Here is an 18,281-nt window from a genome sequence, read left to right as displayed (position 1 = left end):
ACGCTGGCCCGGGGCGCGCTTTACAGCAGGCGGCCGTCCACGCCCAGCGCGTTGTCCAGGCGTTGCAGCAAGGCCGCCAGTAGCGGCTGCGCTGCGGCTTCGGCTGCCGATACGCCCGTGCCGTTGGACCTGGCCGGGCCGGCGGCCGGCGCCGGGGTGCTGTGCGCAGCCTTCAGCGCATTGGCCTCCATCTCCGACAGCTCGAAAGCCAGGTTCAGGGCGGCCAGCACGGCGATGCGGTCACGCGCCTTGATTTTTCCGGCGTCACGGATCTTGCACATGGCCGCGTCGACCTTTTCCACGGCGTCGAGCAGCCTGGTCTCGCCGCCCTCGGGGCAGCCGAGCAGGTAGCTCTGACCCATGATCTGTACGTCAAGCTGCTTCATGAGTCCGATCCCACGGGTGTCCTGCCATGGGCCGGGCCGGCCGCCGACATCGGCGCCGACGAATCCGGCAGGCGTTCGAGCAGGGCATCGACCCTGGCGCGCGCGGCACTCAGGCGCGAGCGCAGCGAATCACGCTCCTGCGTGAGTTCGTGCACCTGCTCGGTGAGCAGGGCATTGGTGCGCTGCAACTCTTCGTAGCGCAGCAGGAGCCGCTCGACGCGTTCGGCGATCTGGTCGATGTGGGTTGGGTTCGCCATGGAAGTGCCAATTGTAGGGTTTGCACAGTTTTGGCGCGTAGAATCTTGCCTGTTGGTGCTCGCGGTGTGGTTCACACGCTGCAGTTCAACGGGAAGCAGGAGGGAATCAACGCCATCCGCACCGGGTCAGCCCGGGCCGATTGCGCCTAGATTTTTAACCTGCGCTGCCCCCGCAACGGTAAACGGACGAATGTCGCACCCCTGATTCAGGCTCGGGGCACATTCAGCTTTCATCATCAGCCACTGAGCGTTCTGAACACGCGCTTGGGAAGGCGATGAGAGCAGTTCCGTCAGCCCGGATACCGGCCAACAAGGTGAACGCGCGCGTCTTTCATTGGACCGGGCGTTTGTAACGCTCATGCACTGGCGGGGAAGCCGGTGAGGGCCTTTTGTTGAATGTTTCTCATCATGAAAATCTGTGTTTCTCGTGTACGCCTTGCCGTGCTGCCGCTGGCTTTGGCCGCGGCTTTTCCTGCCTTTTCCCAAATCCAGGGAACAGGCGCCACTCTTAAAGAAACGGTGGTCGCGGCCACACGCACACCGACACGGGCTGACGAACTTGTCAGCGACGTGGTGGTGATCGACCGGACCGGGATCGAAAAATCGGCAGGCAGAACCCTGCCTGAAATCCTGTCCCGGGTTCCCGGTGTCCAGTTCAGCTCCAACGGCGGCCTGGGCAAGAACAGCAGCATCAACATTCGCGGCACCGAAGCCCGCCATGTCATCTTGCTGGTAGACGGCGTGCGCTATGGCTCAGCCACCACCGGTACGCCATCGTGGGACACCATTCCGGTGGACATGATCGAGCGCATTGAAATTCTGAAAGGCCCGGCCTCGGCGTTGTATGGCAGCGAGGCGGTGGGCGGTGTCGTGCAAATATTTTTGCGCAAAGGTACCAAAGGTTTCAGCCCTTACGCCTCGGTGTCTTTGGGGAGTGAAAAATACCGCCAGGTGGCCACCGGTTTGACCGGGGGAACTGGCGAGGTCAGCTACGCCCTGGGTGTTCAGAAAACCCGTGATGCCGGTTTTTCCAGCACCAATGCCAGAGTGGGAAGCAACTTCAACCCTGATCGTGACGGCTTTGACCAGGAGGCATTGAACGCCTCGGTGGCCTTGCAGATCAATGCCGCATGGAAGGTCGATGCCGGCCTTCTGCATGCAGACAGTGTGAACCACACTGACGATGGCCTTAACCGCGATACCCGCTACGCAGGACGGACCCAAACACTGCGGACCGGTGTTGAGGGCCGGCTCCTGCCGGGCTGGAAAACACAGCTGCGCTTCGGCCAAAGCGTGGATTCAAGCCGGGCCATCGAGGCTGCGCCCGCCCTGTTTCCCAGCCTGTTCAAGACGACGCAGCAACAGTGGACCTGGCAGAACGATGTCGACACGCCGCTTGGCGTTGCGCTGCTTGGCATGGAGCACCTGGCGCAAAAAGTTGACAGCACGACCCGGTACACCGTGAACGAACGTACGGTGGCGTCCTGGTTTGCCGGACTCAATGGCAGCGAAGGCCGGCACCGCTGGCAACTCAATTTGCGCAGCGACAGCAATTCGCAGTTCGGCAGCGGCAACACCGGCTTTGCCGGTTACGCGTTCAATCTCACACCCGCCTGGCGCGTGCATGCCTCGCATGGCACCAGTTTCGTGGCGCCATCGTTCAACCAGCTGTATTTTCCCGGTTTTGGCAATTCCGCGCTGCAGCCTGAACGCGGCCGCAATACGGATATGGGCATCACCTGGAGTGATGCGGGCCATACCGTGAAGCTGGTCCACTTTGACAACAAGATCCGTGGCTTCATTACCAGCACGACAACCCCCGTCAACGTGCCCCGGGCGCGGATTGATGGCTGGACGCTGGCTTATGACGGCTCGTTCGGTGCACTGACGCTGCGTGCTTCGGTGGACGCGCTCGAGCCGCGCAACGAAATCACCGGCAAGCGCCTGCCGCGCCGCAGTGCCAGCCAGGTGATGCTGGGTGCCGACTACGGCGCAGGCGTCTGGACGGTGGGTGGCTCGGTGTTGCGGGCCGGAGGGCGTTTTGATGACACGGCAAACCTCAAGCCCGTTGACGGCTACACCACGGCCGATGTTTATGCAGACTATGCGCTCAACAAGGACTGGAAGCTGCAAACCAGGGTCAACAACCTGACCAACCGGCAATACGAAACCATTCTGGGCTACAACCAGCCCGGGCGTGGCGTGTTTGTCACCTTGCGCTACCAGCCGAAATAAAAGGAAGCTGTCTTGCCCAAAAACCGCTGTCCCGCCATTCTCATCGCCGCCCCGGCCTCCGGCCAGGGCAAGACCACGGTCGCGTGTGCGCTGGCGCGCCTGCACACGCGCCAGGGACGGCGTGTGCGGGTCTTCAAGTGCGGGCCGGATTTTCTGGACCCGTACTGGCTGGCCCTGGCCAGCGGCGCGCCGGTGCACCAGCTCGACCTGTGGATGACCGGCGAGGCCGACTGCGCGCAGCGGCTGCATGATGCGGCGCAGGAGGCCGACCTGATTATTGTCGAAGGCGTGATGGGGCTGTTCGACGGGCAGCCGAGCGCGGCCGATCTGGCGCAGCGTTTCTGCCTGCCGGTGCTGGCGGTCATCGACGCCGGGTCCATGGCCGGCACCTTCGGCGCGCTGGCCTGGGGCCTGCAGCATTACCGGGACGGACTGCGGTTTGCCGGCGTGCTGGCCAACCGGGTGGCCTCCGACAGCCATGCGCTGATGCTCGAGGAAAGCCTGCGTGAGCCGGATCACTGGCTGGGCGCCCTGATGCGCAGCAGTGCCATGACGCTGCCCGAGCGGCATCTGGGCCTGGTGATGTCCGATGAACTCGGCGACGCCACGCAGCGGCTGGACGCCGCCGCCGATGCGCTGGCCACCACCCCGCTGGGCCAGATGAGCGCGGACGACCTGCAAGCCTGGGCGGTTCCCTTCAAGGCGCCGGATCTGCCGGGGTTTCCGGCCGGTGCATTGCAGGGCCGGACCGTTGCGGTGGCACGGGATGCCGCCTTCTGCTTCATTTACGCGGCCAATCTCGATTGTCTGCGCGAGCTCGGCGCGCGGCTGGTATTTTTTTCGCCGCTGGCGGACGCCGCCTTGCCCGCCTGCGACGCGCTCTGGCTGCCCGGCGGTTACCCCGAACTGCATCTGGAGGCCCTGGTGGCCAACCGCGCCATGAAGGACAGCCTGGCTGCGCATGTGCGCGCCGGCAAGCCGGTCTGGGCCGAGTGCGGCGGCATGATGGCGCTGTTTGAGGAGTTGCACACCATTGAAGGCCAGCGCCACCCGATGTGGGGCGTGCTGCCCGGCAGCGTCAGCATGCAAAAACGCCTGGCCGCGCTGGGTCCGCAGCAGCTTGGTCTCGACGGCGGCACCCTGCGCGGCCACACCTTCCACTACTCGACCTGCACCACGCCGCTGCAGCCCGCCACCCGCACCGAAGCGGCGCCGGGGCGCAAGCTGCGCGGCGAGGGCGAGGCGCTTTATGTCTCGGGTTCGGTCCGCGCCAGTTATTTCCACGCCTGGTTTGCGTCCAGCCCGGCAGCGACCGCCCGCCTTTTTTCAGCGGAGCCGCAGCCATGAGGTACGGCCCGCAGCGCATCGTCTGCATGACCGAGGAAACCACCGAGTGGCTGTATCTGCTCGGGGAAGAGAGCCGCATCGTCGGCATCTCCGGCTACACCGTCCGGCCGCCGCGCGCACGTGCCGAAAAACCCCGGGTCAGCGCTTTTCTCAGCGCCAAAATCGACAAGATCCTGGAACTCCAACCCGACTGCGTGTTCGGTTTCTCGGACCTGCAGGCCGACATTGCGGCCGAGCTGATCCGCAAGGGTGTGCAGGTCACGGTGTTCAACCAGCGCAGCATCGCTGAAATTTTCTCGATGATGTACCAGGTCGCGGCCATGGTCGGACAGGGCGAGCGCGGGCTGCAGCTGATGCAGGTCATGCAGGACAGGCTGGCTGCCATTGCCCAGGCTGCGGCCGGCCTGAAACGGCGGCCCCGCGTGTTTTTTGAGGAGTGGGACGAGCCGCACATCAGCGCCATCGCCTGGGTTTCCGAACTGCTGGGCGTGGCCGGTGGCGACGACTGCTTTCCCGAACTGGCGCGCATGGCCATGGGCAAGGACCGCATCATTGCCGACGGCGTGCAGATCATCGAACGCAATCCCGACATCATCATCGGCTCCTGGTGCGGCAAGAAGTTCCGGCCCGAAAAAGTTGCGGCGCGGCCCGGTTGGGAGAACGTCAACGCCGTCAAAAACGGCCAGTTGTTCGAGATCAAGTCGGCCGACATCCTGCAACCCGGACCGGCCGCGTTGACCGACGGGGTGGAGCAGTTGCACCGCATCGTCATGGACTGGAGTGCGACCCATGAATAACCTGTCCCTGGTTCGTAGCGAACTGATCCTCGGTGGTCAGCGCAGCGGCAAGTCGCGCCGTGCCGAAAGGCTGGCGCAGGGCTGGCTTGCGCAATTGCCCGGGCATCGTGCGGTGCTGATCGCCACCGGCCAGCCCTGGGACGACGAGATGCGTCAACGCATCGCGCGCCACCAGCAGGACAGGGCCGAGCGGGTTCCCGGCATGACCACGGTCGAAGAGCCGCTGCAGCTTGCGCAGGCCATCACGGCGCACGGCAACGCGCAGACACTGGTGGTGGTCGATTGCCTGACGCTGTGGTTGACCAACTGGCTCATGCCTGTCGAAGATCCAGATGAAAAAGAGGCTGTAGCCCAATACCCACGGTCGCAGGCAGCTATGCTTTTGGAAGCAATCGAAGGTTGCCCCGGGCCGCTGGTGCTGGTCGGCAACGAGATCGGGCTGGGCGTGATACCGCTCGGGCGCGAGGTGCGCGCCTTTGTGGACGCGCTGGGCCGGCTCAACCAGGAGGTGGCGCAGGCCTGTGAACGCGTGACCCTGATGGCCGCCGGTTTGCCGCTGGTTTTGAAAGGCCAGCCATGAATTTTTCTTCATGCTCCCTCGCCCTCTGGGAGAGGGTTGGGGTGAGGGCGGCGCTGCTGCTTCTTCTAGCCGTGGCGCCAGCCCACGCCCTGCAACTGACCGACGACCGCGGTGTCAGTGTGAGTTTTGCGCAAAGCCCGCAGCGCATTGTCAGCCTGCTGCCCTCGCTGACTGAAAGTGTCTGCGCGATGGAGCAGTGCCAGCGCCTGGTCGGTGTGGACCGGTATTCGAATTACCCGGCCAGCGTGCGCAGCCTGCCGGTGCTGGGCGGCGGGCTGGACCCGAACATCGAAGGCATCGTGGCGCTGCGGCCCGACGTGGTGCTGCTGGCCACGTCCTCACGCGCCAGCCAGCGCCTGGAGTCGCTGGGCATCAAGGTGGTCGCGCTCGAGCCCAAGAGCCACGCCGACGTTCGGCGTGTGCTTGGGAAAATCGGTGTGCTGCTCGATATCCCCGAGGCAGCCGGTGCCGCACGGTTGTGGCGCACCATCGACGCCAGCATCTCGGCGGCAGCGCAGTCGCTGTCGCCCCGGGCCAGACGCGCGCGGGTGTACTTTGAAGTCAACCGCGGGCCGTATGCCGCCGGCGAGACCTCCTTCATCGGGGAGACACTCACGCGCCTGGGTGTCAACAACGTGGTGCCTGCGTCGCTGGGCCCCTTCCCGCGGCTCAACCCCGAGTTCGTGGTGCGCGCCAACCCCGACGTGATCATGGTCGGCAACCGCAGCATGCAGGCCATGGCGTCTTATCCCGGCTGGGGCAGCATCAAGGCCGTGAAGGAGCAGCGCATCTGCGTGTTCGGCGTGGTGGAGTCCGACGTGGTCGTGCGGCCCGGCCCGCGCATGGCCGAGGCGGCCCGCCTCATGGCCCGTTGCCTCGAAGACAAGGCGCCGGGCACACCATGAGTCCGCGTTTTCCCAACCAGCACCGCGTGGCCCTGCTGCTGGCAGGCGGCCTGCTGCTGGCCAGCGCGGCCCTGCTGCTGCTGGGGGTGAGTGTGGGCAGCACCGGTTTTGAAAGCGTGCGCAACATGTGGCACGACGCGCAGGCCCTGCAGATCGTCCGCGAGATCCGCCTGCCGCGCACGGTGGGGGCCTGGCTGGCCGGCGCCTTGCTGGGCCTGGCTGGCGCGGTGGCGCAAGGCCTGTTTCGCAACCCGCTGGCTGATCCCTACCTGTTGGGCAGCGCCTCGGGCGCTTCGCTGGGCGTGGCCAGCGCCATGGCGCTGTTCGGCGTCTCGCCACTGGCCATGCACTGGCTGGCGCGCATCGGGCTCACCGGCGCGGCCTTTGTCGGCGCCGTGCTGGCCGTGCTGCTGACCCTGCTGCTGGCCAAGGGCGTGCAGCATACCCTGCGCCTGTTGCTGGCCGGTGTGATTGTCGGCGTGGTGCTGGGGGCCATCACCTCGCTGATCCTTCTGCTGACGCCCGAGATCATGCAGGCTATGCAGTCCTTCATGCTGGGCAGCACGGCCTTTGTCGGCTGGGCCGCCTGCGCTGTGATGGCGACGGTGCTCACCTTCAGCGTGCTGGCCGCCTGGATGATGAGCCATGTGCTCGACGGCCTGGCGCTGGGCGAAGCCACCGCGCAAAGCCTGGGCCTGCGCCTGCCGCAGATGCGGGTGGCGCTGGTGGCGGTGCTGGCGCTGGCCACCGGCACCGCCGTGGCGCAGACCGGGCTGATTGCTTTTGTGGGCCTGGCCGCACCGCACCTGGTGCGCTCCGTCGTCAAGACCACCCACGGCCGCCTGACCGTGCTGGCCGCCCTGATGGGTGCGGTGCTGTTGACGGCCGCCGACACCCTGGCGCGCTGGCTGGTGGCGCCGCAGGAGCTGCCGGTGGGCGTGCTGACGGCGGTGCTGGGCGGCGGCTACCTGCTCTGGCTGATGCACCGGCACACCGGAAGAGGGGCGGGGCTGTGATGCCGAACACCGCTCCAGTTGCTATGGATTCAGTAGCTATTGACGCCCGCTCCATCAGGGCCAGCCTCGGAAATGTCGAGGTACTGCACGGTATTCCCCTGGTCCTGCCGGCCGCGCGCTGGACCAGCATCGTCGGCCCCAACGGCGCCGGCAAGTCCACCCTGCTCAAGGTGCTGGCGGGCTTGCTGCCGCATCACGGCGAGGTGGCCTTGCTGGGCCAGCCGCTGGCCAGCCTGCGCGGGCGCCAGCGTGCGCAGCAGCTGTCCTGGCTGGGCCAGAACGAAAGTTCGGCCGACGACCTGACGGCTTACGACGTGGCCATGCTGGGCCGCCTGCCGCACCAGGCCTGGCTGGCCGCGCCCAGCGCCGCCGACCATGCCGCCGTCGAACGCGCCCTGCGTGCCACGCAGGCCTGGGACTGGCGCGCCCGCGCCCTCGGCCAGCTTTCGGGCGGCGAGCGCCAGCGCGTGTTGCTCGCGCGTGCGCTGGCGGTCGAGGCGCAGGTGCTGCTGATGGACGAGCCGCTGGCCAACCTCGACCCGCCGCACCAGACCGACTGGCTGCTGATGGTGCGCGCGCTGGTGACCCAGGGCAAAACCGTGGTCAGTGTGCTGCATGAAATCTCGTTTGCGCTGCAGGCCGATGAGCTGGTGCTCATGGACCAGGGCCGCATCGTCCACCAGGGGGCTTGCGGCGACGCGGCCACCCACCGCGCGCTCGAGACGGTGTTTGACCAGCGCATCGCCGTGCACCAGCTGGCCGGCCAGTGGCTGGCTGTGCCGAAGATATAACCGAGAGAACCGAGAGAAGACCGTCCATGCACATCGAAACACCCCCGACCGACAAGCCCTACGACAAGCCCGAGGGCGAACGCCGCGGCCTGCTGATCGTCAACACCGGCGACGGCAAGGGCAAAAGCACGGCTGCGTTTGGCCTGGCGCTGCGCGCGCACGGCCGCCACCATGTGCACGGCAAGGCCGTGAAAATTTTCCAGTTCATGAAGGTGCCGAGCGCGCGGTTTGGTGAACACCGCATGTTCGAGAAACTGGGCATTCCAATTGAAGGCCTGGGTGACGGCTTCAGCTGGAAAAGCCAGGACCTGGAGCATTCCGCCCAGCTGGCCCGCAAGGGCTGGGAAAAAGCCAAAGCCGCCATTTTGAGCGGCGAGAACTTCATGGTGGTGCTCGACGAGCTGACTTACCCGCTGATCTACGGCTGGATGCCGCTGGACGATGTGCTGCAGACGCTCAGGGACCGGCCGAAGGACGTGCATGTGGTCATCACCGGCCGGCGCTGCCCGCCCGAAATCATCGAACTGGCCGACACCGTGACCGAGATGACCAAGGTCAAACATGCCTTCAACGCAGGTGTTCCGGCGCAACGCGGGATTGAAGATTGAGCAACCTGTTTTCCAGTCACGCCTTTTCTGCGCCCGAGATCGCTGCGGTTTACCGCGCCATTGACGAGCGGCGTGACATGCGGCATTTCTCGGGCGGCGAGGTGGCGCCTGCGCTGATGCGGCGTTTGCTGCAGGCGGCGCACCACGCGCCCAGCGTGGGTTTCATGCAACCCTGGCGTTTCATTCGCATATCGACTCGTCCGCTGCGCGAGGCGCTGCATGCACTGGTGGAACAGGAGCGTGTATTGACGGCGCGCGCCCTTGGCGAGCGCGAGGACGAGTTCATGCGGCTCAAGGTGGAAGGCCTGCTCAGCGCGGCGGAAGTCTGGGTGGTGGCGCTGGCCGACGGCCGCGAGAAACACGTGTTTGGCCGCCGCACCCTGCCGCAGATGGACCTGGCTTCCGCCGCCTGCGCCATCCAGAACCTCTGGCTGGCGGCCCGCGCCGAAGGGTTGGGCATGGGTTGGGTGTCGCTGTTTGAGCCGAGCGCCGTCAGTGCTCTGCTGCAGATGCCGGCCGGTGCCGAGCCGATTGCCTTGCTGTGCCTCGGGCCGGTGAGCGATTTTTATGAAGAGCCAATGTTGCAGCAGCAGCGCTGGGCACAACGCTGCCCGCTTGACGACCTGATTTTCGAAAACAGCTGGGGCCAGCCCATGGTGCCAGCCTGAGCCTGGCACGACCGGGCCGCCAGCCCCAAATTTTGATTTGAAGAAAGACCGTCCTCATGTTTGCGTTTGAAGCCATTCTGTTCGAGCTGGCCCGGCTGTTCCTGTGGCCCGTCACCCTGGGCGTGCTGCTCTCCTTTGTCTACGCGCTTTACAGCCTGGGTGGTTTCGGCGTCGAGTTTGTGCAGCGCAGGCGCTACCCGATGCGGCCGCTGGTGCTGCATTCGCACGGCAACGACCAGGACCAGATGGAGCTGGCGCTGCTGAAGGACCTGGAAGGTGTGCGCCTGTGCAGCCGCGTCGCACCCATGCTGGGCCTGATCGCGACCATGATTCCCATGGGCCCGGCGCTGGTGGCCGTCGCTTCGGGCGAGTCGCAGGGCGTGGCGCAAAGCCTGGCGCCGGCCTTTGCCAGCGTCATCGTGGCGCTGGCTTCCGCGTCCATCACCTTCGTGGTCTACACCGTGCGCCGCCGCTGGCTGATGCGCGAGCTGGTGATGATCCTGGACGCGCAAACCGTGCAGGAGAAGGTATGAGTAAAAGGCAATTTTCGATTCTCAATAGCCTGGACGCGGACGATGACGACCCGGTGTTGTCCACCATCAACCTGATCGACGTGTTCATGGTCGTCATCGGCATGCTGATGATTGCGGTCATCAACAACCCGATGAATCCGTTTGCGCAGGACAAGCTGACCATCATCCGCAACGAGGGTCAGCCCAACATGGAAATCATCACCAAGGAAGGCCAGAAGGTCACGCGCTTCAAGGCCAGTGGCGCTTCGGGCGAGGGGGATGGCGAAAAAGCCGGCACCGCCTACCGCATGAAAGACGGCACCATGGTGTATGTGCCCGCCGTACCTGATGCAAAGGCACCTGCAGCCGTGCCCGCGGCCCGGCCATGAGTTTCCTGCTTCGCCTGCTTCTTTTGCTGGGGGCATGCGTGGGACTGGTCGCAGCCCAGCCTTCGACAGCTTCCACCGTGTTGTTGACGACCTACGTCGTGACGCCGCCGCGCCTGGCGCAACTGGTTGCGGCAGCGCGGCAGGCCGGGGTGCCTTTGAAGGTCTTGTCCGCCGAGCGGGACACGCCCGAGGCTCTTGAACAGGCGTTGCGCGGCGCGCAGCTGCTGGTGATCGACGCGCCGCACGGCAGCGTGGCGCAAAACGCAGCGGCCCGGTTTGGCGAGGTGCTGGCCAGCGGCAACACGCCCTATGTGCTGGTCGGCGAGTTCAGCACGGTGGCAAAAAACCTGTCGTCCGCGGCTGCACCGCTGGCGGCCGAACGCGGCGTCAGCGCCGCATGGGCGCAGCGCCTGCGCGAATACTGGCGTTTTGGCGGCACGGCCAACATCGCCCTGGCAATGGGCGCGCTCAAGCAGGCCGGCACGGCAGATGCGGCGAGCCTGCCGCCGGCCGTGCAACTGCCGCTGGTCGGGTTTTACCACCCGCGCTGGCCGCAGATTGAAGGCCAGGCCGGCGCGCTCGACAAACTCCCGTTTGGTGCATCAAATGTGTCACCAGCCCATGCCGGCCGGACGCAAGCAGCTCCTGAAACAGTAGCAATCGCCGTCAACAACGCGGTTTTCACCGGGGCCGACACCGGCTGGCTGGACACGCTGATTGCCGCGCTCGAGCAGCGCGGCCTGCGCGCCTATGCCTTCTACGGCCCGCGCCAGCAGAAAGACCTGTTCTTCCAGGCCACGCATATTTCCACCGCTGCGGGCCAGCGGCGCGTGGCCGACGTCATCATCAACGCCGCGCTGGTCTTCAACCCGACCGAACGCAAGGCCGAGCTCGAGCGCATCGGCGTGCCGGTGCTGCAAACCATGCCGGCGCTGGCGAAGAACCCGGCCGAATGGGCGCAGAGCAGGGACGGGCTGGCGCTCAGCGACGTCTCCTATTACTACACGCCGAGCGAACTCTCCGGCATGGTCGATGCCATGCTGATCACCGCGCGCGACACCGCCAGCGGCTCGCTGCTGCCGATCACCGGCCAGATCAACGCCGTGGCCGACAAGGCGGCAGCCCTGGTGCGGCTGCAGCAGGCGTCACCGGCACAGCGCCGCGTGGCGATGATGGTCTACAACTACCCGCTGGGGGAGGGCAACTTCGGTGCGTCCTTCCTGAATGTGCCGAAGAGTCTGCACAACATGCTGGCAGCCATGAAAGCCGCCGGCTACCAGACCGAGGCACCGGCCGCGGAGCAGATCACGCCGCAGGTGCAGGCCACCATGGCAGCGTTTTACAAACCGGAAGTGGTGCAGGGCCTGCAAGCCCAGGGGCTGGCCGAGGCCTTGCCGCTGTCCCGCTACCTGGCGTGGTTTCGCAGCCTGCCGCCGGTGACACAAAAGCGCATTGAAGATTACTGGGGCCCTGCCGACAAGGCGGCCATGGTGCGCACATCCGGCGCGGCAGGCCAGCCCGGGCAGCTGGAGGCGGCCTTCATCATTCCGCGCCTGCAACTGGGCAACGTCGTCATCCTGCCGCAGCCGCTGCGCCATGAGGTGACGGCCGGTACGTCGGCAGAGCTGCGCAAGAAACGCATAGGTCACCGCTCGCAGGTGCCGTTGAGCCACAACTACCTGGCGACCTACCTGTGGCTGCGCACCCAGCTGGGCGCGCATGCGCTGGTGCATGTGGGCACGCACGGCACGGTCGAATGGGCGCCCGGCAAGGAGCGCGGCCTGTCGGCGCAGGACGACCCGCTGCTGGCGCTGGGCGACATGCCCAATGTCTACCCCTACATCATGGACAACCTCGGCGAGGCGCTGACCGCCAAGCGGCGTGGCCGCGCCGTGCTGGTCAGCCACTCGACGCCGATGTTTTCGCCGGCCGGTTTCCGTCCGCAGGTGCACGAGATGCACGACCTGATGCACGACTGGGAGACCGTCGCCCCGGGGCCGGTGAAGGCCGAACTGGAAGCGCGCCTGATCGCCCATTTTGTCGAGCAGAAATTCCACCTTGACCTGAAGTGGAACCAGGAAAAAATTCGCACCGACTTTGCCGGCTTCATGGAAGTGCTGCATCCTTTCCTGGACGACCTGGCGCAGACCGCCCAGCCGCTGGGCCTGGCGGCGTTCGGCGAGGTACCGGACGCGCAGCGCCGCCTGCTGACCGTGCTGCAGACCCTGCGCAAACCGCTGATCGAGGCGCTCGGTGAAGACATCGACGAGGTGTTCCTGCTCGACGGCGCGCTCCTGATGCAGTCGCGCCCCGCGCTCTGGCTGCAGGTGGCATTGAAAGACCCGCAAGCCGCAAGCCGGCTGGACCTGCGTGCCGAAGACGCGAGGAAGGCGAAGACTTCGGTTCCGAATCGCGCCGAGGCCAAGCTGCTGGACCCGCAGGTGCTGCTGGTGCTGGCGCAACGCGCCGTCCAGCTGGATGCCGCGCTGGCCAACAACGAGGAGATCAGCGGTTTCCTGAAAGCGCTGGACGGCCGGCACCTGGCCGCCAGTTACGGCGGCGACCCGGTGCGCAACCCCGAGAGCCTGCCGACGGGCCGCAACCTCTATGGCTTCGACCCCAGCCGCGTGCCGACCCGCCAGGCCTGGGACACCGGCGTGGCCGCCTTCGATGCCTGGATGGCGCAGCACCGCGCAGAGAACAAGGGCCAGTGGCCGGAGAAAATTGCCTTCACCCTGTGGGCCGGCGAAACCATGCGGCACCAGGGCGTGATGGAAAGCCAGGCCCTGCATGCCATGGGCCTGCGCCCGCGCTGGGATGACGCCGGGCGCGTGGTGGGCTTGGACACCGTGCCTGCAGGCACGCTGAAACGCCCGCGGCTCGACGTGCTGCTCAGCGTGACCGGCTCCTACCGTGACCAGTTCCCGACCGTGATGCGCTGGCTCGATGAAGGCGTGCAGCAGGTGGCCGCCTTGCATGAGGGCGACAACTTCGTCGCGCGCAACTCGCAGGCCATTGCCAAAACCATGCTGGCCGGCGGCGCCAGCGCCGCGCAGGCGCAGCGCTGGTCCACCGCGCGGGTGTTCTCCAACGAACAGGGCACGTACAGCACCGGCCTGTCCGATGCGGCGCGTTCCACCGATCTCTGGAAAACCGCCGGCAAGGGCGGCGGCGACGCGGAGATGGCCAGCCTGTACATGGCGCGCATGGGCCACGCCTATGGTGACGGTCTGGGTGACAATCCGGGCCAGGGGCAGGCGCTGGAAAAAATGCGGAGCAAGGCCTATGCGAACAACCTGGTGCAGGTCGATGCGGCCCTGCTTTCGCGCACGTCCAACACCTACGGCATGCTGACCAGCGACGACCCCTTCCAGTACCTGGGCGGCATTGCGCAGGCGGTGCGCCAGCTGACCGGCAAGGACCCGTCGCTCTATGTGCAGAACCTGCGCGACAACAGCGAAGTCAAAACCGAAAGCGCGGCCAGCGCGCTGACCAAGGAAATGCACACCCGTTACCTGCATCCGCAATGGATCAATGCGCAGAAGGCCGAAGGCTACAGCGGCACACTGCAGGTGCTCAAGACCGCGCAGTTCCTCTGGGGCTGGCAGGTGACTGCGCCGCAGGCCGTGCGGCAGGACCACTGGCAGTCGCTGCACAACGTGTATGTACGCGACCAGTACAAGCTCGGTACGCGCGAGTGGCTGGAGGGCGGCAACCGTGCCGCTTTCGCGCAGACGCTGGAGCGCATGCTGGACGCGGTGCGTCTCAATTACTGGCAGCCCGACGATGCGACCAAAAAGGAACTGGTGCAGGCCTACCAGGAAGCGCTCAAAGCCACCGGCCTGCGCGAAAGCAATTCTGCGGTGAAGCGGTTTGCAGCCGCACAGGCACAGGCCGCCAGCCCTGCTGCGCCGGGCCAGGCCCGGCCTGCGCAGGCGGCCGCCGCTGCCCGGCCGTCGGAGGCGCCCGTTGATCCGGACGCACCCGTGCCGGTGCAGGGCCTGAAACTCGAACCGCAGTCCACGCCGGCTGCGCCACCGGTGACGCCGGTGGTGTTCAGCCTGGCGGCGCTGTTTGGCACGGCGGTGTTGATGGCGCTGGGTGCCTGGCGCCAGTCGCGCCGTACCCATGCCCGTACCGCCGGCCCGGTGCTGCTGCAGGCCCGCTGATGCTGTTCGCCCTGTCTGCCCCGCACGACCCGATGGGCCTGGTTGTCCTGGCCGCCGCTTTGCTGGTTGCCCTGTGGCTGGCGCTGGGCATCGATTGGCGCTGGGGCGAGCCCGCTGTGGCCTGGCACCCGGTGGTCTGGATGGGGCGTTACCTCGGCGCCTTCGGCAAGCGTCTGACAGTTTTGCCGCCAGCCGCGGCTTTTGCTGGCGGCGCGCTGGCCTGGTGCGCGGGTGCGGCTGCCGTGGGCGGGCTCGCGTTCGGGCTGCAATGGCTGTTCGTGCGTCAACTGCTGCGCCTTGACATCGCTGCGGTCGGGGACGGGCTTCTGGGCGCCGCGCTGGTGCTGCTGCTGGCACTGCTCCTCAAACCGCTGCTGGCCTGGCGCATGCTGCGCGATGAGGTGCAGGCCGTGGAAGCCGCCTTGCAGACCTCGCTTGCGGCGGGGCGTGAAAGGTTGTCGTGGCTGGTCAGCCGCGATGTCAGCCAGCTCACGGAAGCCGAGGTGCGCGAAAGTGCGATCGAGTCGCTCGCCGAAAACCTCAACGACTCGGTGGTGGCGCCGGTTTTCTGGTTTGTGCTGCTGGGCTTGCCCGGCGCGGCCGTTTACCGCTTTGCCAACACGGCCGACGCGATGTGGGGCTACCGGGGTGAATGGGAATGGGCGGGCAAGTGGGCCGCGCGCGCCGACGATGTGTTGTCCTGGCTGCCCGCGCGCCTGACCGCGCTTCTGTTGTGGCGGGTGGCTGGTGGTTTTCGCCTGGCCGGCCTGCGCGCTGAAGCGGTGCTGACCCCGTCGCCCAACAGCGGCTGGCCGATGGCGGCCATGGCGCTGGCCCTTGGGGTATCGCTGCGCAAGCCGGGGGTCTATGTCCTGAACAAGGCGGGCAGGGAACCGGAGGGCACCGACACCCTGCAGGCCATTCGTATGGCGTCAAAAGGGGTTCTGGCCCTTTGTGTGTTTGCGCTGCCGGCTACTGTATTGATAGCATCTGGAATCGCCTGATGGCTGAAAACCCGGCCTTCCCGACGCGCAGTCACGGCGGCCCCGACAGCGAGGGCGTGCCGTTGCATGACTTCTCCACCAACAGCAACGCCTGCGGTCCATGCCCGGCGGCGCTGGCCGCGGTGCAGCAGGCCGACGCCGGCCGCTACCCCGATGCCGGCTATGCCGCCTTGCGCCGACAACTCGCCGCCTTCCACGGGGTGGATGTGCAACGTGTGCTGCTGGCCGGCAGCGCCAGCGAGTTCATTTTTCGTATCACCGCGCTGGCGGTGCAGTGCGGCGCCACGGCGGTCTGGTTGCCGCCACACAGTTATGGCGACTACGCGCAGGCGGCGCAGGCGTGGAAGCTGCCGGTGGTGGCGCAGCCGGCGCTCGCGCAACTGCGCTGGGCCTGCGACCCGTCGAGTCCGCTGGGTGCGGCGCATCCAGCCCTTGATCAACTGGCCGATCCGTCGGCGCTGTGTGTGCTGGACCGCGCCTACGAGCCGCTGCGGCTTGAAGGCGCCCTGGCGCTGCCGGATGAGGCGCTGCAAAACTTCTGGCAGCTCTGGACACCGAACAAGGCGCTGGGCTTGACGGGCGTGCGCGCTGCCTATGTGATTGCGCCACCCGATGCCGGTGATGCGGTGATGCAGCTCGACAAGCTGGCGCCGTCGTGGCCGGTGGGCGCGCATGGCGTGGCCATGCTGCAGGCCTGGACCACGCCCGAGGTGCAAGCCTGGCTGGCCGCCAGCCTGGCCACGCTGCGCGAATGGAAAGCGCGGCAGATCGCGCTGTGCGAAGCGATGGGCTGGACCTGCCTGCCCAGTGCCGCCAATTTTTTCTGCGCGCGGCCGCTGCTGCCGCACGGCATGAGTCTGCCGCAGTTGCTCGCCGAACTGCGGGGGCAGGGCATCAAGCTGCGCGACACCACGTCCTTCGGTTTGCCGGGGCAGGTACGCCTGGGCGTGTTGGCGCCGGCGGCGCAGGACGCATTGCTCAATGCGTGGCAACACATCATCAGGAAAGCAACATGACTGCCAAAAGCGTGATGGTTCTGGGCACCACCAGCGGCGCCGGCAAAAGCTGGCTGACCACCGCGCTGTGCCGCTACTACGCCAACCAGGGCCTCAAGGTCGCGCCCTTCAAGGCGCAGAACATGAGCAACAACGCAAGAGTGGTCACCCAGGGCGAAATCGGCAGCGCGCAATACTTCCAGGCGCTCGCGGCACGCGCCGTGCCCGAGGTGCGCATGAACCCGCTGCTGCTCAAGCCCGAGAAAGACACGCACAGCCAGGTGATCCTGATGGGCCAGGTCAACGCCGAGCTTTCACGCATGGCCTGGCGCGGCCGCAGTGCCTCGGTCTGGCCGGTGATTGCGCAGGCCCTCGACGAACTGCTGGAAGAAAACGACGTGGTGGTGATCGAAGGCGCGGGTTCGCCGGCCGAAATCAATCTCAAGGACAGCGACATCGTCAACATGCGGGTCGCGCAACACGCAAATGCGGCCTGCCTGCTGGTCACCGACATCGACCGCGGCGGCGCCTTTGCGCACCTGTACGGCACCTGGGCCATGCTCGACGAAGCGGAACGCCGGCTGATCAGGGGTTTTGTGCTCAACAAGTTCCGCGGCGACGCCAGCCTGCTCGCCCCGGGCCCGCAGATGTTGCAGGACCTGACCGGTGTGCCCACGGTGGCGACCTTGCCGATGTGGTGGCAACACGGCCTGCCCGAGGAAGACGGTGTTTTTGATATGGCCCCCACGCTCGTCGCTGCGCGTACTTCGCTGCCCCCCGGGGGGGCCGCTGCGCCTGTGGCCCGGCAAAGCCGGTTCCACGGCCCCGGCTTGAAAGGGTCGGGAAACGGCACTTCGAGCTATGGCCCCCCAACGACCATCGCGGTGGTGGCCTACCCGCGCATCAGCAACCTCGACGAATTCCAGCCGCTCAAGAATGTGCCGGGCATTCATCTGAAGTGGGTGCGCAACCCGGGCGAGCTCGCCGGCCTGGCGCCTTCCGACTGGATCATCCTGCCCGGCTCCAAACACACGAGCGGCGACTTGGCCTGGCTGCGCGCGCAGGGGCTGGACAGTGCGATTGCCGCGCACGCCGGGCGCGGCGGGGCGGTGCTCGGCATTTGCGGCGGACTGCAGATGCTGGGCGAGGCGCTGATCGATCCGCACGGCATCGACGGCAACGGGCCGGGCCTGGGGCTGCTGCCGGTGGTCACGCTGTTTGAAGCCGACAAGACCGTGCAGCACCGGCAGGCGCGTTTTGCGTCGGTCGGTGGGCCGTGGGCGGCCTTGTCCGGGGTGGACGTGCAAGGCTACGAAATCCATCACGGGCAGACCGCGCCGCACAGCGCCATGGCGGCGGCCGGCGATGTGGCGCACGCCGTGTTGCCCGGCGGCCTGGCCTGGCAAAACGGCAGCGGCAATGTGCTGGGCGTCTACCTGCACGGCCTGTTTGAAGACCCGGCGGTGTTGCACGCGCTGTTCGGGGCCAGCACGCCGACGCTGGAGTCGGTGTTTGAGGGGCTGGCCGACTACATCGGGCGGCATTTCGAAGCTGGGGTGCTGGACGCGCTGATCGCACCCGCGCCCGGGCGCGCCACCTGACAGGCCGCTGCGCGGGAGGCT

17 protein-coding genes and 1 riboswitch are annotated in these 18,281 nt (G+C 66.6%); of the genes, 15 read left to right on the top strand and 2 right to left on the bottom strand.

The genetic code is table 11. From position 1 onward, the window contains the following. Window positions 1-20 precede the first annotated feature (20 nt). Window positions 21-386 carry a cell division protein ZapA gene (locus B7G52_RS03690; RefSeq protein WP_096696307.1) on the bottom strand — a complete coding sequence of 122 codons (366 nt, stop codon included), beginning with the start codon at window positions 384-386 and terminating at the stop codon, window positions 21-23. Beyond that, a complete protein-coding gene (locus B7G52_RS03685; protein ID WP_096696306.1) occupies window positions 383-643 on the bottom strand; it encodes a cell division protein ZapB in 261 nt (86 codons plus the stop codon). Before B7G52_RS03685 ends, B7G52_RS03690 begins: the two co-directional genes overlap by 4 nt. Window positions 644-679: 36 nt before the next feature. Next, a riboswitch (cobalamin riboswitch) is annotated at window positions 680-969 on the top strand. A gap of 82 nt (window positions 970-1,051) precedes the next feature. On the opposite strand from B7G52_RS03685, the gene B7G52_RS03680 reads away from it, so the two are divergent. Genes B7G52_RS03680 through B7G52_RS03610 form a run of 15 tightly spaced genes read left to right on the top strand, consistent with a single transcriptional unit; the run spans window position 1,052 to window position 18,260 of the window. Further along, entirely contained in the window at window positions 1,052-2,878 is a 1,827-nt protein-coding gene (locus tag B7G52_RS03680; protein ID WP_096696429.1) for a TonB-dependent receptor domain-containing protein, read from the top strand. Between the two features lie 12 nt (window positions 2,879-2,890). Beyond that, window positions 2,891-4,225: a cobyrinate a,c-diamide synthase gene (locus tag B7G52_RS03675; RefSeq protein ID WP_096696305.1), complete on the top strand. Its 1,335-nt coding sequence runs from the start codon at window positions 2,891-2,893 to the stop codon at window positions 4,223-4,225. After that, window positions 4,222-5,022 (top strand): cobalamin-binding protein, encoded by an 801-nt coding sequence (locus tag B7G52_RS03670; RefSeq protein WP_096696304.1) that lies wholly within the window; start codon window positions 4,222-4,224, stop codon window positions 5,020-5,022. Before B7G52_RS03675 ends, B7G52_RS03670 begins: the two co-directional genes overlap by 4 nt. Continuing rightward, window positions 5,015-5,602 carry a bifunctional adenosylcobinamide kinase/adenosylcobinamide-phosphate guanylyltransferase gene (gene cobU, locus B7G52_RS03665; protein WP_096696303.1) on the top strand — a complete coding sequence of 196 codons (588 nt, stop codon included), beginning with the start codon at window positions 5,015-5,017 and terminating at the stop codon, window positions 5,600-5,602. The genes B7G52_RS03670 and cobU overlap by 8 nt, the downstream gene beginning before the upstream one ends. After that, window positions 5,599-6,507 (top strand): ABC transporter substrate-binding protein, encoded by a 909-nt coding sequence (locus B7G52_RS03660; protein WP_096696302.1) that lies wholly within the window; start codon window positions 5,599-5,601, stop codon window positions 6,505-6,507. The genes cobU and B7G52_RS03660 overlap by 4 nt, the downstream gene beginning before the upstream one ends. Next, entirely contained in the window at window positions 6,504-7,523 is a 1,020-nt protein-coding gene (locus tag B7G52_RS03655; protein ID WP_096696301.1) for an iron ABC transporter permease, read from the top strand. The genes B7G52_RS03660 and B7G52_RS03655 overlap by 4 nt, the downstream gene beginning before the upstream one ends. 23 nt (window positions 7,524-7,546) lie before the next feature. Beyond that, on the top strand, window positions 7,547-8,314 hold the full coding sequence (locus tag B7G52_RS03650; protein ID WP_096696300.1) for an ABC transporter ATP-binding protein: 768 nt from the start codon (window positions 7,547-7,549) through the stop codon (window positions 8,312-8,314). 26 nt (window positions 8,315-8,340) lie between these two features. Then, the gene (gene cobO / locus B7G52_RS03645) at window positions 8,341-8,922 is read left to right on the top strand and encodes a cob(I)yrinic acid a,c-diamide adenosyltransferase (protein ID WP_096696299.1); all 582 of its coding nucleotides are present in this window, start codon (window positions 8,341-8,343) and stop codon (window positions 8,920-8,922) included. Continuing rightward, window positions 8,919-9,590, top strand: coding sequence for a 5,6-dimethylbenzimidazole synthase (gene bluB / locus B7G52_RS03640; protein ID WP_096696298.1), 672 nt, complete (start codon window positions 8,919-8,921; stop codon window positions 9,588-9,590). Before cobO ends, bluB begins: the two co-directional genes overlap by 4 nt. 56 nt (window positions 9,591-9,646) lie before the next feature. Beyond that, complete coding sequence (locus tag B7G52_RS03635; protein ID WP_096696297.1) at window positions 9,647-10,123, top strand: MotA/TolQ/ExbB proton channel family protein; 477 nt, start codon at window positions 9,647-9,649, stop codon at window positions 10,121-10,123. Continuing rightward, entirely contained in the window at window positions 10,120-10,491 is a 372-nt protein-coding gene (locus B7G52_RS03630) for a DUF2149 domain-containing protein (protein ID WP_096696296.1), read from the top strand. The genes B7G52_RS03635 and B7G52_RS03630 overlap by 4 nt, the downstream gene beginning before the upstream one ends. Then, complete coding sequence (gene cobN / locus B7G52_RS03625) at window positions 10,488-14,660, top strand: cobaltochelatase subunit CobN (protein ID WP_096696295.1); 4,173 nt, start codon at window positions 10,488-10,490, stop codon at window positions 14,658-14,660. The genes B7G52_RS03630 and cobN overlap by 4 nt, the downstream gene beginning before the upstream one ends. Further along, window positions 14,660-15,664 carry an adenosylcobinamide-phosphate synthase CbiB gene (gene cbiB / locus B7G52_RS03620; RefSeq protein WP_371328991.1) on the top strand — a complete coding sequence of 335 codons (1,005 nt, stop codon included), beginning with the start codon at window positions 14,660-14,662 and terminating at the stop codon, window positions 15,662-15,664. The genes cobN and cbiB overlap by 1 nt, the downstream gene beginning before the upstream one ends. Then, window positions 15,664-16,680: an aminotransferase class I/II-fold pyridoxal phosphate-dependent enzyme gene (locus B7G52_RS03615; RefSeq protein WP_096696294.1), complete on the top strand. Its 1,017-nt coding sequence runs from the start codon at window positions 15,664-15,666 to the stop codon at window positions 16,678-16,680. Before cbiB ends, B7G52_RS03615 begins: the two co-directional genes overlap by 1 nt. Continuing rightward, on the top strand, window positions 16,677-18,260 hold the full coding sequence (locus tag B7G52_RS03610; protein ID WP_096696293.1) for a cobyric acid synthase: 1,584 nt from the start codon (window positions 16,677-16,679) through the stop codon (window positions 18,258-18,260). Before B7G52_RS03615 ends, B7G52_RS03610 begins: the two co-directional genes overlap by 4 nt. Window positions 18,261-18,281 lie beyond the last annotated feature (21 nt).

Source organism: Polaromonas sp. AER18D-145, from assembly GCF_002379095.1.
In the GTDB taxonomy this organism is placed as follows: domain Bacteria; phylum Pseudomonadota; class Gammaproteobacteria; order Burkholderiales; family Burkholderiaceae_C; genus Polaromonas.
This window is presented reverse-complemented; position numbering and strand designations above follow the sequence as displayed.

Coding starts and splice junctions, on each gene's coding strand:
- B7G52_RS03690 (WP_096696307.1), bottom strand. CDS start 386: ATGAAGCAGCTTGACGTACAGATCATGGGTCAGAGCTACCTGCTCGGC.
- B7G52_RS03685 (WP_096696306.1), bottom strand. CDS start 643: ATGGCGAACCCAACCCACATCGACCAGATCGCCGAACGCGTCGAGCGG.
- B7G52_RS03680 (WP_096696429.1), top strand. CDS start 1,052: ATGAAAATCTGTGTTTCTCGTGTACGCCTTGCCGTGCTGCCGCTGGCT.
- B7G52_RS03670 (WP_096696304.1), top strand. CDS start 4,222: ATGAGGTACGGCCCGCAGCGCATCGTCTGCATGACCGAGGAAACCACC.
- cobU (WP_096696303.1), top strand. CDS start 5,015: ATGAATAACCTGTCCCTGGTTCGTAGCGAACTGATCCTCGGTGGTCAG.
- B7G52_RS03660 (WP_096696302.1), top strand. CDS start 5,599: ATGAATTTTTCTTCATGCTCCCTCGCCCTCTGGGAGAGGGTTGGGGTG.
- B7G52_RS03655 (WP_096696301.1), top strand. CDS start 6,504: ATGAGTCCGCGTTTTCCCAACCAGCACCGCGTGGCCCTGCTGCTGGCA.
- B7G52_RS03650 (WP_096696300.1), top strand. CDS start 7,547: ATGGATTCAGTAGCTATTGACGCCCGCTCCATCAGGGCCAGCCTCGGA.
- cobO (WP_096696299.1), top strand. CDS start 8,341: ATGCACATCGAAACACCCCCGACCGACAAGCCCTACGACAAGCCCGAG.
- B7G52_RS03635 (WP_096696297.1), top strand. CDS start 9,647: ATGTTTGCGTTTGAAGCCATTCTGTTCGAGCTGGCCCGGCTGTTCCTG.
- B7G52_RS03630 (WP_096696296.1), top strand. CDS start 10,120: ATGAGTAAAAGGCAATTTTCGATTCTCAATAGCCTGGACGCGGACGAT.
- cobN (WP_096696295.1), top strand. CDS start 10,488: ATGAGTTTCCTGCTTCGCCTGCTTCTTTTGCTGGGGGCATGCGTGGGA.
- cbiB (WP_371328991.1), top strand. CDS start 14,660: ATGCTGTTCGCCCTGTCTGCCCCGCACGACCCGATGGGCCTGGTTGTC.
- B7G52_RS03615 (WP_096696294.1), top strand. CDS start 15,664: ATGGCTGAAAACCCGGCCTTCCCGACGCGCAGTCACGGCGGCCCCGAC.
- B7G52_RS03610 (WP_096696293.1), top strand. CDS start 16,677: ATGACTGCCAAAAGCGTGATGGTTCTGGGCACCACCAGCGGCGCCGGC.